We start from the raw sequence: 12,628 nt of genomic DNA, 5'->3' as shown, positions 1-12,628 counted from the left end.
TTTTTACTTTAGGTATTGCTGTATATTTTTCACATACTGATCAAAGGCATTGAGCCCTTTTTCGGTAATTTCAGCTTTTGTGAGGGGATAATTGTTTTTAAAAGTTTTGGTAATGGTAATATACCCTGCCTGCTCCAGCTTTTTCAATTGCACACTAAGATTGCCGGACGTGGCATTTGTTTCAGATTTAATATCATTGAATTCCATTTTGGCGTTTTTTACCAAAAGTGAAACAACTGCCAGTCGTAGCTGGGAATGCAATATGGGATCAAGGTCTTTAAACATTTTTACGGTTATTATATTTAGCGCGCAATACGTACCCGGGTATCAGGTCGGCGAATGTGATGGCAAGTATACTGTATAATCCCCAATATTCAAAGGGCGTGAATATACTTAAAAACCCAAGTGCATTGCAAATGATCCCTCCTGTAATCATAAGTGGAAAGCGCAGCATTGCCCCTGAGAAAATAGTTCCAACACCGATAAAAGACAAAATGAATAGAAGTACAAAATTGTCAATGGTTTGGGGAAGTAAAAAAGCAACAATAAATGCATTTAACCCAATGGCTGTCCATGTATAGGCCATTAACTTGCCTGATAAGGGCATGCGAACCCGGTTTTTCTCCTTACTGTAGTAAATACCAGTGTAGATACCTCCACCCAACATCAGGAACCAGGCAAAATAATGATGCTGGTATTCAATGTAAATGAGTAAATACTGCAGAATGGCCGCAGCAATAACCATCCAACCCCAAAATCGGTAGATGAAGCCATTCTCCCCGAAACGCATTTTTTCCGTTTCAATCATTGAACTAATGATTGAGAGGCTTTCTTCAGGTTTCATTGTTTTATCTTCCATAGCTTTATAGTTTAAATTTGGTGTAAATATAAAGTAGTTTATATTATAAACCAAAATTTTAACAAATTATTATAATTTACAACCAATAAATACCACTTTGTAATACAGTTTTTATAATATATGGAAAATAATGCCGTTCCCGTTTGTAGTTATTAAACGATTTTTTCAAAAACAACCCTTTAACCCATGATCAGGCTTTTTGTATTACCCGTATTCGTATGCTTTCTTTTTAGCACTAACCTTTCAGCTCAAAAACAAGATTCGGTGCAAATGCTTTCGGGCACTGTGTTGGAATCTGGCAGTCGTAAACCTTTGCCTTATGCCAATATTTATGTGGTGGGCAAACAAAAAGGGGTGATCAGTAATGAGCATGGCCGGTATGCAATTGATACCAGTGGCTTGCACCAGTCTGATACTTTACGGTTTCAATACATAGGTTTCAAAACCCGCAATATGTCCATTGGCCAACTAACCAAGGATCCGAAGGTGCTTTTGACTGAGGAGATTGTCGATTTGACCGAAATGGTGGTTTTTGGAAGTGCGCCCGACGCGAAATCCATTGTGAAAAAAGTGCTGGAAAACAAGGATGAAAACTATAAAAAAACCACCTTTAAGCAGCAGACATTTATCCGGCAAAAATATGTTACTACGATGGAACACATCGATTCCGATTACAAGAAAAACAATATTGAAGGACTCAATTCAGCAATTTTTGAGCGGGTTGCGAAAAAGTTTCCAAAAGTCACCACCTCATTTAACGATTATTTAATGGATATCTATACAAATAAAGATCTGGAGGATTCTGTCAAGGTTGATCCCATACGAATCGTGTCGCTAAAGGAGGAGGATGTTGCTGAGCTGGAGCAATTTTTGGATATTTTTGAGAAAGCATTTTCTAAAACGGGATCTGGGGAATATTGGCAGGTTAAAACGGGCATTCTCAGCGAAAAGTTAAATTTAGGAGATACCACGCAAACGCATAAAGATTCTGCCAATACAGGAAAATGGAAAGTGAAATATACCAACAGGCGGGTCAGGTATCAGTTAAAATATCCAACACTTGAGGACGACGATTTCTGGGAGTTTTTGCACAAAACGCGTAAATACAATTATGAATTAGCAGGTGGAACAAGCGTAAATGGGGAAGACGTTTATGTAATTGACTTTGAACCGGATTATAGTGGACTATATACCGGCCGATTGTATATTTCAACCAAAACTTATGCACTCATACGAGCCGATTATCAATATGCACCCGGCAAAGACGGACTTGATTTTAGCCTGTTTGGTGTTGCTTATGCAGAGAATGCCTTTAGCGGCTCTGTGTTTTTTGAGAAATATAAGGGTAACTATGAATTGAAATACTATTCAATAAAAAAAGGCAATTACTTGAGTTTCGACCGTAATGTGCGGTTACAAAAGAAGCGTGATCGCTTTCTTTTCGATAAAAAGCAAAAAGAGCTTAAAATTAGGGTAGATGTTGCCTTTCAGCAAAATTCCTCTTTGGAATTTTTTGTAGTAAACAGAAAAGAAAGCACTGCTGCTGCTTTCAACAGATTTAAGCAACCAGCGTATTTTAAACCCATCTATGTGAACCAATTCGATGATAATCTTTGGCAGGGGTACACCATCATTGAACCCACGAAGCAAATGAAGGAATACAGGAAACGAAAGGATTGATTTAGTCGGGTATGCCTTATTACTGGTAGAATTCGTTCTCTTCGATTCCTTCAATCCATCCCAAAAACCCACTCAGAGAGCTTCGGCTTTGTGACTTAAATAAATCTATATATCTAATTCATATAATACCAAAGGCCATTGAGTGGTTTGCAGGGCAGGGCAGCGCGAATCGAAATGGCCGTTCTCTTCGATTCCCGCAATGCTTACCCAAAGCCCCACTCAGAGAACTACGGCTGTAATATGTAAATAAAGTTTACATCTAATTATCTGCAATTGCGAAGGCCATTGAGTGGCCAGTGGGAGTGGGCAGTGGGAAATGGCCGTGTTTTAAAACAATGTCTATTCCTGGCTATTTTCTATCTCTTCCAATAGTAGTGCTGCTTCCTGCTCAAACACTTTTGAATACATATTACTGCTGATGTTTTTAACTTCATTAAGGCTTTTAGTGGCAGCGTCGATTTCGCCTATTTGCATTAATATTTTTCCGCGTTCGAGCATAGCCTTTTTATGAAAGTAATTTCCTGTGTTGGGTGTGCCCATAAGTTTCTCGTATGCCTCAAGGGCTTGTTTATAGTCCTGAAGTTGTTGGTAAACTCTTGCTTTACGGTAGTAAAATTCAGATACCCGCTCCGGGGACAGGTTTTGCGGCTTAATTGTGGTCAATACCTGCAAAGCATCCTCGTATCGGCCTCCATCGAAACAGATTCTAACCTCAAGTAACGCGGGATTGTATGCTGTAGCATACTCTTTAAGGGCCTGCCGGTCGCTGAAAGTGTAGGTTGTACCCCTGCTTTCAATGGCTTTATTTAACTGCTGATAAGGGCGATTTTGAAGTACGGCAATCCATTTCTTACGGAGCAATGCCGATTTGATGTAACGTCCTTTTTGCTGTAAAAACAGGTATTTATTGAAATACCATTTGGCTTTACTGTAGCGCCCCATGGTTAAGTGCATTACGCCACGGTAGTAAAATTGTGCCGTTGGCTGGTTGCCGGAGCTGTCAATCAAATTTAAATGTTTCTCTGCACTGCCCGGTTGTTGTTTTTTTATGTAATATGCTGCTGCCAGTAAATGACCTATGGCTGGTGTATTCTGATTGGTTTTCAGGGTATCTTTTTCTTTTAGCGTTTGTTGCACAATGCCTATGGTGGTTACTAATCCAGGATATTTTGATACAGAACATGGTTGGATTTTCTCAAAGGTTAGCGTGTCAATTCCGGCCATATTTAATAAAAACCAATAATTAGATGGAATTTTTTTATACACGGTGTTGAATATTTTGGACAGGGCAACGATTTCAGGTTCAATGCAGCTCTGGTGTTTTATGTGTTGTTTTAGCGAAGTATAAGCTTTTAAGCTTGTGTAAAGTGCTGATAGATAATCTTCTTCAAGAGCATTTAACAGACTTTTAGCTGAATAGGCAAATATTCTATCGTAGGTCGTAATTTCATTCGAGTCCAGTATGCCTCCGGTCAAATTTGCGGCGTTGGCGATTTTTTTTTGTGTGGCTTTCAGAAACGCCTCAATAGTGGCAGATATCAGGGCAGGGGTGGCTATGTCTGAATTTATTCTATTTTTTGCAAAGTCGCGGGTTATAGCGGTGTTTTGGCTGAAGTTGCCATTCAGAGCATTGTGGTAAATCTCTGTGTTTTTACTCTGTCCATAGCTTAATTCTGTACTGATAAAGAGTAAAACAAACAGCACAAAACAACAAAGAGAAAAACCCGTGGGTTTCTCTCTTTGGAACATTACAATTCGTTTATGTTTATTTTTTGCTTTCACAATCTACATCATCGGTCATACCAGGATCAACTAATATTCGACCACAGTATTCACAAACGATTATCTTTTTGCGGTTTTGGATATCGACCTGACGCTGTGGAGGTATACGATTGAAACATCCGCTACAGGCGTCACGTTCAACTGAGGCTACAGCAATACGGTTTTGTGTATTGTTTTTTATCCGCTGATAAGCATTCAGTAAACGAGCTTCAACCTTTTTTGAAATTTCGTTTGCTCGCTTTTCAAGCTTTTTCTCTTCTTTGGCTGTTTCGTCAATAATTTTATCAAGCTCACCTTTTTTCGCATCCAAATCTTTCATGCGGTCTTCGTATGCCGCTTTTGATTTTTCGATGCTTTCTTTTTTCTGGTCAATTGCTCCAGAATACTCTTTGATGCGCTTTTCTGCCAATTCGATTTCCAGGGTCTGAAACTCTATTTCTTTCGAAATAGATTCGTATTCCCGGTTATTCCGCACATTCATTTGTTGCTCATTATATTTTTTAATGAGTTCTTCCGAATTGGCTATTTCGGTCTTTTTGTGGCTTACCTCTTTTTCCAGGTTGTCTATATCCTCTTGAAGTTTCTTGATACGTGTGTCAAGACCAGCAAGTTCATCTTCAAGATCTTGTACTTCGAGCGGTAATTCGCCACGTAAAGTATGAATCTTGAAAATATCGTTATCCACACACTGAAGCTCGTAAAGCGCTTTGAGCTTATCTTCCACCTTCATATCTGTCGTGGTTGCTTTCGAAGCTTTTTTTGCCATACCTAATATAAATTGATTGGATTCGTATTCACTTTTGATAAATTGAGTGCAAATTTAGGGAATTTTTCGGTAATTTGTCGATAAAATATATCTTTTACAAATTTTTCTGTATCATAATGGCCTGCATCTATTATCAGCAGGTGTTCTGCAGCATCCTGAAATTCATGATATTTAAAGTCTGCAGAGATATAAGCATCAGCTTTTTTTGTCGCTGCAACACGGGCTAATGAGCTACCGCTTCCACTACACACTGCTACCTTACTTATAGTTTCTGCTGTTCCACTAAATCGTAGATGGTCTGCATTCAGTTTTTCTTTTACAAACACTAAAAAATCTTTCTGCGACATGGGTTTCTCCATGGTTCCGATTCTTCCCAATCCGGCTGCTTCATAGTCATTAGCCAATGGATAAACATCGTACGCTACTTCTTCGTAAGGGTGGGTTTCTATCATCCTGCTGATGGTTTGTCCCAAAATGTGTTTAGGTACAATGGTTTCAATGCGCGTTTCTGCTTCAAAATGCAATTCGCCCTTTTTACCTACGAACGGGTCCGTGTTGTCACCAGCCCTGAAACTTCCTTTTCCTTCCAAGTTGTAGCTACAACTATCATATTCCCCAATACTGCCACCACCTACATCAAAAATAGCTTGTCGCACTTCATTAGCCTGAGCTTCAGGTACAAAAACTACCAGCTTGTACAGATAATCTTTGATGGGCGAGAGTACTTTGCAATTTTTCAACTGGAATAATTCGCAAAGCTTGTCGTTTGTGCCGCCTTTTGCACTATCCATGTTGGTGTGTGCACTGTAAATTGCTATATCATGTGCCAGTGCTTTACGAATAATTTTTTCAGTTGGTGTTTTATGATGAATTTTCTTGAGTGGTTTAAAAATAATTGGATGATGTGCTATAATCAGGTCTGCATTTTCTGCTATGGCCTCATCCATTACTTCCAGCGTTATATCAAGGGTCAACAAAGCTTTGTTTACTTCCGGGTTGTCATGGCTTACCAATAAACCAGAATTGTCATACGACTCCTGATATTGAGGAGGATAAATGGTATTCAAAAAACCAATCAGTTCGTTTATTTGCATAGATTTCAATCTTTTTCGTTAATTTGTATTGTGCTTTGATTGTGCATGGGCTCAATCTTCCAATATTTTAACAAATTTGGCGTTTTTAATGTTGGGTTCCAATAATTTTTTCTTTAAACGTTCTTATCATAAAGATAACCATGAGAAATATAATATTTATCCTGATTTTGTTTTTAGGTATAAACATAACCTATAGTCAAAAACCCGATCGTTGTACCCGCATATTATTTGTACTTGATGCCTCGCGAAGCATGATTGGAAAATGGGAAAGTGCCCGGAAAATAGATGTTGCGCGAAGACTTTTAGCAAAGATGGTCGATAGCCTGTCAACAAAGGAAAATGTACAAATGGCTTTACGTGTGTATGGTCATCAGAGTTATGTACCACCACAAGATTGCGAGGATACCAGGCTGGAGGTTCCCTTTTCTGAAAACAATAATGGGAAAATTCAAATGAAGCTGAAAATGCTTGAACCCAAGGGCACGACGCCCATAGCTTATTCTCTGCAACAAGCTGCTAAAGATTTCCCCAATGACGATTGTCGGAATGTAATTATTCTGATAACCGATGGTATTGAAGCATGTGAAGGAGATCCATGTGCTGTATCGAGAGATCTGCAAAAAAGAGGTGTAATTTTAAAACCATTTGTGGTTGGTATTGGACTCGATCCTGATTTTAAAGAAACATTTAATTGTGTGGGCAAATATTATGATGCCTCCAACGAGGACCGCTTTGAAGATGTAATGGGTGTTGTAATTTCGCAAGCGCTTAATAATACAACTGTGCAGGTAAATTTAATCGATGCTTACGGAAATCCTACTGAAAGCAATGTGGGAATGACATTCTACGATATGTTTAGCAAGAAACCACGGTATAATTATTTTCATACCATTAATTTGAAAGGTGTCCCTGATACAATATTTTTGGATCCCTTGTCAGATTACAGAATGGTGGTACATACGCTTCCACCTGTTTCCAAAGATTCTATTTCTATTTCTCCGGGTACACACAATATGATAGGCATTGATGCACCTCGCGGAACATTATTGCTTAAAAGACCAAAAGGGGCCCAATATCGGGATTTGCAATTTCTTGTAAAAGATATGAATGGAAACCTTGTACATGTACAAACCGTGGAGCAGAAGGAGCGTTATATCATCGGTTACTACAATGTAGAAGTACTTACCTTGCCACGGTTAAAGATTGATAGTGTAGAAATTTTACAAAGTTACACAACTAAGATACAAATTCCGGAACCCGGTATAGCTAATTTTTCTGCTTATCAGAATGGCTATTGTGCGGTTTATTCACTTCAGAACGATCAGGTGACATGGGTGGCTAATCTTCCTGAAGGTGAATCGTTTAGTTCCCTTGTCTTGCTTCCCGGAAGATATATGGCGATTTACAGACCTATTTCAGCACACAATGTATTAGAGGCAATTAAAAAGGAGTTTGAAATAAAATCGGGTGCTTCTGTCAGGGTTACTTTTTATTGATTATTTTTGCACGAAAATTACATACAATATGATTGAAATTAATAACACAGGAAACAAAGATACCCGGTCGGGATTTGGTGCAGGATTAGTTGAAGCTGCGCGAGAAAATGAAAATGTAGTAGGTCTTTGTGCTGACCTTACAGGAAGTTTGAAAATGGGCGATTTTGCAAAGGAATTTCCTAAAGGGTTTTTTCAGTCAGGTATTGCCGAAGCCAACATGATGGGGGTGGCTGCCGGATTGACCATTGGTGGTAAAGTTCCTTTTGCTGCTACTTTCGCCAATTTTGCTACCGGACGAGTATACGATCAGATAAGACAATCTATTGCTTATTCGCAAAAAAATGTAAAAATAGCAGCTTCACATGCCGGTATCACTTTGGGAGAAGATGGTGCCACACATCAGATTATGGAAGATTTGGGCATGATGAAAATGTTACCTAATATGACAGTTATCAATCCTGCTGACTATAACCAAACTAAAGCTGCAACAATTGCGGTTGCAAGAATGGAAGGACCGGTTTACCTCCGTTTCGGAAGGCCCAAAGTGGCTAATTTTACCCCGGAAGACCAGGAGTTTGTAATTGGTGAAGCTGTAAAAATGCACGAAGGTACCGATGTAACAATTTTTGCTACCGGGCATATGCTGTTAAAAGCGGCTGAAGCTGTTAACTTGCTCGAAAAAGAAAACATTTCAGCTGAACTTATCAATATTCATACAATTAAACCTTTGGATGTTGAAGCAGTCATAGCATCAGTAAGCAAAACCAAAGCCGCTGTAACTTGCGAAGAACATATGATGAATGGTGGATTAGGCGAGAGTATTGCCCAGGTATTGGGTAGGAATATTCCGGCACCTTTAGAAATGGTAGCTGTGGATGATGTTTTTGGAGAGAGCGGCAAACCCGAGGAGTTGATGGAAAAATACGGATTAAGTACAGACAATATTCTGAAAGCAGCCAAACGCGCTGTTAGCCGTAAATAATTCCCCGGGACTTGTGATGCAAAGTCCATGAAAAAAAAATCTGACGAAAAATTAATTACACTGATCATGGGTAAAACCCGCAAAAGCGAACAAGCTTTTGCGGAGTTGCTCGATCGTTATAGCGAACGCCTATACTGGCATGTTCGTAAAATTCTGATTGCTCATGAAGATACCAATGATGTGATACAAAATACATGGGTAAAAGTATACCAAAATCTATCCTCTTTTAGGCAAGATAGTAAGTTCTACACATGGCTATATCGCATTGCCACCAATGAGGCACTCTCTTTTCTGCAAAAACAAAAACGCACAGAAGCCGATAATCTCGATGATTATATGTTTAATCTAAGCCAAACGCTTGAGAGTGACGAGTGGTTTGATGGTAATGAAATACAAACCAAACTGCAAAAAGCAATATTGACGCTTCCTGAGAAACAGAGGCTTGTTTTTAATATGAAATATTTTGATGAAATGAAATATCAGGATATGGCAGATATTCTGGAAACTTCTGTAGGTGCTTTGAAGGCCTCGTATCATCATGCCGTAAAAAAAATCGAAGAAACAATTAAAGCAGATTCAATTGATTATTAAACCTTTTGATATAAAATTAGTCATATATACGAAACAATAAAAAGATGGCAAACAAGGATATACATAATAAAGATTTGAAACAGAATCCTTTTCAGGTACCGGAGCATTATTTTAGTGACCTGAAAGCTGAAGTAATGCAGAATACTGTTTCAGATTCACCTAAGGTGATACGCCTGAACCAAAACTGGCAACGTATTGCTGCTGCAGCAGTGCTTATAATATCACTAGTTGGTGGTTGGCTTTTGTTTGACCAGCAACAAACATCCGAATCTGATTTGTTAGCAGCAGGTGTTGAATCAGAATTGTATAGCTACGATATTGACATGTTGCAATATTATTCTGAAGAAGGTATGGAAAGCGAACTTACAGATGAGTATGATACCTATCTGATTCAAGGAGGCTATGCCGATGAAGAGCTATTATATGAAAATGATTAATTTTATTTATAAATAAATCAACAAGAATATCATGAGAATATTACAATCAGCAATACTTATTTTAATAGGAGGATTGTTTGTAACCTGCGACAATGATCAACCTACCGAAGAAAGCCAGGATTTTGAGCCGGGAAGATTTTATAAAAGCGAGAAAATTGGTTTTTTTACAGAACAAATGAATTTAACCGAAAAGGAGGCGCTAAAATTTTGGCCGATATATAATACCTATTCTCAAAAACGAGATAGTTTATGGAGAGCCCAAAGGAGTTTTTTAATTAAATATTCTGAAGAAAAACTTGATGCAGAGAGCAGTGAAGCGGCATTGACGCGTTTCTTAAAATTTGAACAGCACCGGGATCAAATCCGTGATGATTATATTGCTAAACTAAGGTCGTTTATGAGTGATGAGAAAATTCTTCAAATGTTTTATACCGAACATCAGTTTAAACATTTTATGCTGAACAGAATTCGCGGAAGGCATGGTTTTAAGCGCGGAGGACGAGGCCGCGGTATGCGTAAAGGATTTGAAAAAGGGGGTGCATCGAACGAAGACATCAGACCAATGGTTCCGCCACACATGAATATACCAAATTGCTTTCATTAAAAAAACAGTTCCATAATATGTGCTTTTAAATTGTTTGTTGCAAGGTTGCTGAAAATCAATATTATATATGCTTTTTTTACAGATTTTCCTTACTTTTGTCATCCCCGTTAGATGAACAACATTATGAGAAAAATTGCTGTACGGAATCCGGATGGACGCAATTTGCGTCGCATCCAGGAAGAGAACTGGGGACAAATAAAGGCTAATTTAAACTATAATTAGTGGTTTAATTCTTTTTGTCGCTGAACCAGAAATAGTCCGGCTAATACAATACCAATACCGGCCATTTTCTGGAATGAAATATCCTCTGCAAATTTAAAATAAGCGGCTACGGCCGTTACTACCGGTACTAGGTTGTTGTATGCAGCAGCTCTGGTTGCCCCTATTTTGCCTATAGCATAGGTAAAAAGAATAAAAGCTGCAGCACTTCCAAAGATTGCCAGCGCTACCAAAGGAATAAGCCAATCAGTTGAAAATTCAATTTGCAAAAGTGTCGGTAAACCATCCCTGATAAAAAATGGCAAGAAGTAAAACATGCCAAAAATATTTTGGTAAATATTGATAGTGAATACGTTATGGCTTCCGGCAAGCTTTCTAAGTAAAATCATGTAAATGATGGCAGTAACTACGGCCATAAAAAGTATGATAACACCCCAATATCCACCTTCGAAATCAAGTCGGCGTTCCAATACAATCAGTGTAACCCCCGAAAATGAAATGATAATACCTGTTAGGTTAAGTGCGGTAAGCCGCTCCTTAAATGCCAGAAATGCACCTACGGGTACCAGTAGTGGTATTGTAGATATGATTACACTCGATAGTGTGGAAGATGTCAGTTTAACTCCATAGGTCTCAAAAATGAAATATAGAAAGGGTTGAAAAAAACCCAATAGAGCCAGTTGCCACAGGCTTTTCCATTTTACCTTTTCACGCATTTTTAAGGCCAGCATAATGGGTATCATCAGCGATAAGGCAATCACTAACCGCATAAAGATGATAGACATGGGATTGAAAAACTCCAGTACTTCTGTTGTCCATGTAAAGGAATATCCCCAAAACAGGGCTGTGAGAAATGCAGCTATCTGAGCTTTAAGGTTTTGTGTTTTCTTCATTTAATATACTTTGTCATTTTGGCAGTCCAGTTAGGGTATGTGATGCCAAAGTGGCTTGTTTTTCGGATTGGTATAGCGCTTGCCAATAAGAGTACAAAGAAAACAAAAATAATTTTTAAGAAAGGAGATAATTATGATACCTACAGTTTTCACAACCAGACGCCCAGCCTACAAAGATTTTAATAATGAATTGGCATCAAATGGTTTTGGCTATAATAAATTACCAGATGTGAATATTATAGACCAAAAAGATAAACTTGAGATGCAGGTTTTCGTGCCGGGCATTGATAAGTCAGAAATCAATATTCATTTAGAAGACGATGTGCTAACGATTAGTTACGAAAGCAAAGCAACAAATGAAAATGAGCACCCTGAATACCTAAAACAAGAATTTATTCAGGAATCTTTTAAAAGAGCTTTTAATTTGTCCAAAGAAATTGATCAGGATAAAGTTGAGGCACATCAAGAGAATGGAATTCTTTACGTAACCTTACCAAAGAAGGAAGAAGCTATAGAAAAAGGACCCAAATCAATTGATGTAAAGTAATGTTTCTCATAGCGATATAGTGGGGTTAGTTTGATCTCACACCGTAATACAGGAAGCTGGTGTTAGTTATCAGCTTCTTTTTTTTGGAAATTCAATGACTTCCAGGTTTTCAATTTTGTTTGTAATGTGAAAACGTACAAGCGTGCAAACCTGATGAAATCCCTGGAGCCCTGCTGCACCGGGATTGATGTGTAAAAGCCCGAATTTTGGGTCAGATTGAACTTTTAAAATATGGGAATGCCCGCTAATGAATAAATTTGGTTTGGTTTCATGAAGTTTTTGTCTGATGCCTGATGCATATCTACCCGGATATCCCCCAATATGTGTCATGTGAACTTTGAAATTATTTATGCTAAATGTGAGATTCTCGGCAAGCTGCTGGCGCATCATTGTATCATCAATATTTCCATATACAGCTCTTACTGGTGCAATGGCTTCTAAATCGCGCAAAAGCTTTATTGTACCGATATCTCCGGCATGCCATATTTCATCTACTTTATTCAGGTGTTTTTTTACTGCGGGATGTAAATATCCATGTGTATCGGAAAGCAAACCAATCTTCATTTGAAAAAATTTTACGCTAAAGTATTTTTTTTCAAGAGAAAGACGCATTTTTGTAGTGAAAAATTTTCGTATAGTTAAAATTTATTAGGATATTTGCACCACTATTTTGCGAAT

The 12,628-nt window shown here is 38.2% G+C and carries 14 protein-coding genes; 7 read left to right on the top strand and 7 right to left on the bottom strand.

Translation table 11 applies throughout. The annotated features are described in order from the left end of the window. Nucleotides 1-3: 3 nt before the first annotated feature. Together ACTB0Y_RS04960 and ACTB0Y_RS04955 are read right to left on the bottom strand one after the other, a co-directional pair. Nucleotides 4-285: a winged helix-turn-helix domain-containing protein gene (locus tag ACTB0Y_RS04960; RefSeq protein ID WP_463205697.1), complete on the bottom strand. Its 282-nt coding sequence runs from the start codon at nucleotides 283-285 to the stop codon at nucleotides 4-6. Further along, entirely contained in the window at nucleotides 278-859 is a 582-nt protein-coding gene (locus tag ACTB0Y_RS04955; RefSeq protein WP_463205696.1) for a hypothetical protein, read from the bottom strand. The genes ACTB0Y_RS04960 and ACTB0Y_RS04955 overlap by 8 nt, the downstream gene beginning before the upstream one ends. Nucleotides 860-1,045: 186 nt before the next feature. Here ACTB0Y_RS04955 and ACTB0Y_RS04950 point away from each other — a divergent pair, with 186 nt between their 5' ends. After that, nucleotides 1,046-2,539, top strand: coding sequence for a carboxypeptidase-like regulatory domain-containing protein (locus tag ACTB0Y_RS04950; RefSeq protein WP_463205695.1), 1,494 nt, complete (start codon nucleotides 1,046-1,048; stop codon nucleotides 2,537-2,539). Between the two features lie 339 nt (nucleotides 2,540-2,878). Here ACTB0Y_RS04950 and ACTB0Y_RS04945 read toward each other — a convergent pair whose 3' ends face one another. The 3 genes from ACTB0Y_RS04945 to ACTB0Y_RS04935 are packed head-to-tail and all read right to left on the bottom strand — an operon-like array spanning nucleotide 2,879 to nucleotide 6,181. Continuing rightward, nucleotides 2,879-4,288 carry a tetratricopeptide repeat protein gene (locus ACTB0Y_RS04945; protein WP_463205694.1) on the bottom strand — a complete coding sequence of 470 codons (1,410 nt, stop codon included), beginning with the start codon at nucleotides 4,286-4,288 and terminating at the stop codon, nucleotides 2,879-2,881. A gap of 16 nt (nucleotides 4,289-4,304) precedes the next feature. After that, on the bottom strand, nucleotides 4,305-5,087 hold the full coding sequence (locus ACTB0Y_RS04940; RefSeq protein WP_463205693.1) for a zinc ribbon domain-containing protein: 783 nt from the start codon (nucleotides 5,085-5,087) through the stop codon (nucleotides 4,305-4,307). 2 nt (nucleotides 5,088-5,089) lie between these two features. Then, nucleotides 5,090-6,181, bottom strand: a complete 1,092-nt coding sequence (locus ACTB0Y_RS04935) for a Nif3-like dinuclear metal center hexameric protein (protein WP_463205692.1) — start codon at nucleotides 6,179-6,181, stop codon at nucleotides 5,090-5,092. Between the two features lie 140 nt (nucleotides 6,182-6,321). Here ACTB0Y_RS04935 and ACTB0Y_RS04930 point away from each other — a divergent pair, with 140 nt between their 5' ends. The 5 genes from ACTB0Y_RS04930 to ACTB0Y_RS04910 are packed head-to-tail and all read left to right on the top strand — an operon-like array spanning nucleotide 6,322 to nucleotide 10,291. After that, nucleotides 6,322-7,677: a vWA domain-containing protein gene (locus tag ACTB0Y_RS04930; RefSeq protein WP_463205691.1), complete on the top strand. Its 1,356-nt coding sequence runs from the start codon at nucleotides 6,322-6,324 to the stop codon at nucleotides 7,675-7,677. A gap of 28 nt (nucleotides 7,678-7,705) precedes the next feature. Next, nucleotides 7,706-8,659 carry a transketolase family protein gene (locus ACTB0Y_RS04925; RefSeq protein ID WP_463205690.1) on the top strand — a complete coding sequence of 318 codons (954 nt, stop codon included), beginning with the start codon at nucleotides 7,706-7,708 and terminating at the stop codon, nucleotides 8,657-8,659. A 27-nt stretch (nucleotides 8,660-8,686) separates the two neighbouring features. Beyond that, nucleotides 8,687-9,250, top strand: a complete 564-nt coding sequence (locus ACTB0Y_RS04920; protein WP_463205689.1) for an RNA polymerase sigma factor — start codon at nucleotides 8,687-8,689, stop codon at nucleotides 9,248-9,250. A gap of 44 nt (nucleotides 9,251-9,294) precedes the next feature. Then, nucleotides 9,295-9,687 carry a hypothetical protein gene (locus tag ACTB0Y_RS04915; RefSeq protein WP_463205688.1) on the top strand — a complete coding sequence of 131 codons (393 nt, stop codon included), beginning with the start codon at nucleotides 9,295-9,297 and terminating at the stop codon, nucleotides 9,685-9,687. Nucleotides 9,688-9,718: 31 nt separating this feature from the next. Beyond that, nucleotides 9,719-10,291 carry a hypothetical protein gene (locus ACTB0Y_RS04910; protein WP_463205687.1) on the top strand — a complete coding sequence of 191 codons (573 nt, stop codon included), beginning with the start codon at nucleotides 9,719-9,721 and terminating at the stop codon, nucleotides 10,289-10,291. A gap of 218 nt (nucleotides 10,292-10,509) precedes the next feature. On the opposite strand, the gene ACTB0Y_RS04905 is transcribed toward ACTB0Y_RS04910, so the two are convergent. Further along, complete coding sequence (locus ACTB0Y_RS04905; RefSeq protein WP_463205686.1) at nucleotides 10,510-11,403, bottom strand: DMT family transporter; 894 nt, start codon at nucleotides 11,401-11,403, stop codon at nucleotides 10,510-10,512. Nucleotides 11,404-11,536: 133 nt separating this feature from the next. On the opposite strand from ACTB0Y_RS04905, the gene ACTB0Y_RS04900 reads away from it, so the two are divergent. After that, a complete protein-coding gene (locus ACTB0Y_RS04900; RefSeq protein ID WP_463205685.1) occupies nucleotides 11,537-11,950 on the top strand; it encodes an Hsp20/alpha crystallin family protein in 414 nt (137 codons plus the stop codon). Nucleotides 11,951-12,019: 69 nt separating this feature from the next. Here the strand turns inward: ACTB0Y_RS04900 and ACTB0Y_RS04895 are convergent, their stop codons facing one another. Beyond that, entirely contained in the window at nucleotides 12,020-12,514 is a 495-nt protein-coding gene (locus ACTB0Y_RS04895) for a metallophosphoesterase family protein (RefSeq protein WP_463205684.1), read from the bottom strand. Nucleotides 12,515-12,628 lie beyond the last annotated feature (114 nt).

It is taken from the genome of Salinivirga sp. (assembly GCF_055145285.1).
Note: the sequence above shows the minus strand (reverse complement) of the source record. Positions and strands in the feature narration are given on the sequence as shown.

What these genes read in the sequence shown, in the direction of transcription:
- ACTB0Y_RS04955 (WP_463205696.1), bottom strand. Translation starts at nt 859, where the DNA reads ATGGAAGATAAAACAATGAAACCTGAAGAAAGCCTCTCAATCATTAGT.
- ACTB0Y_RS04945 (WP_463205694.1), bottom strand. Translation starts at nt 4,288, where the DNA reads ATGTTCCAAAGAGAGAAACCCACGGGTTTTTCTCTTTGTTGTTTTGTG.
- ACTB0Y_RS04960 (WP_463205697.1), bottom strand. Translation starts at nt 285, where the DNA reads ATGTTTAAAGACCTTGATCCCATATTGCATTCCCAGCTACGACTGGCA.
- ACTB0Y_RS04930 (WP_463205691.1), top strand. Translation starts at nt 6,322, where the DNA reads ATGAGAAATATAATATTTATCCTGATTTTGTTTTTAGGTATAAACATA.
- ACTB0Y_RS04905 (WP_463205686.1), bottom strand. Translation starts at nt 11,403, where the DNA reads ATGAAGAAAACACAAAACCTTAAAGCTCAGATAGCTGCATTTCTCACA.
- ACTB0Y_RS04940 (WP_463205693.1), bottom strand. Translation starts at nt 5,087, where the DNA reads ATGGCAAAAAAAGCTTCGAAAGCAACCACGACAGATATGAAGGTGGAA.
- ACTB0Y_RS04900 (WP_463205685.1), top strand. Translation starts at nt 11,537, where the DNA reads ATGATACCTACAGTTTTCACAACCAGACGCCCAGCCTACAAAGATTTT.
- ACTB0Y_RS04925 (WP_463205690.1), top strand. Translation starts at nt 7,706, where the DNA reads ATGATTGAAATTAATAACACAGGAAACAAAGATACCCGGTCGGGATTT.
- ACTB0Y_RS04950 (WP_463205695.1), top strand. Translation starts at nt 1,046, where the DNA reads ATGATCAGGCTTTTTGTATTACCCGTATTCGTATGCTTTCTTTTTAGC.
- ACTB0Y_RS04915 (WP_463205688.1), top strand. Translation starts at nt 9,295, where the DNA reads ATGGCAAACAAGGATATACATAATAAAGATTTGAAACAGAATCCTTTT.
- ACTB0Y_RS04920 (WP_463205689.1), top strand. Translation starts at nt 8,687, where the DNA reads ATGAAAAAAAAATCTGACGAAAAATTAATTACACTGATCATGGGTAAA.
- ACTB0Y_RS04910 (WP_463205687.1), top strand. Translation starts at nt 9,719, where the DNA reads ATGAGAATATTACAATCAGCAATACTTATTTTAATAGGAGGATTGTTT.
- ACTB0Y_RS04895 (WP_463205684.1), bottom strand. Translation starts at nt 12,514, where the DNA reads ATGAAGATTGGTTTGCTTTCCGATACACATGGATATTTACATCCCGCA.
- ACTB0Y_RS04935 (WP_463205692.1), bottom strand. Translation starts at nt 6,181, where the DNA reads ATGCAAATAAACGAACTGATTGGTTTTTTGAATACCATTTATCCTCCT.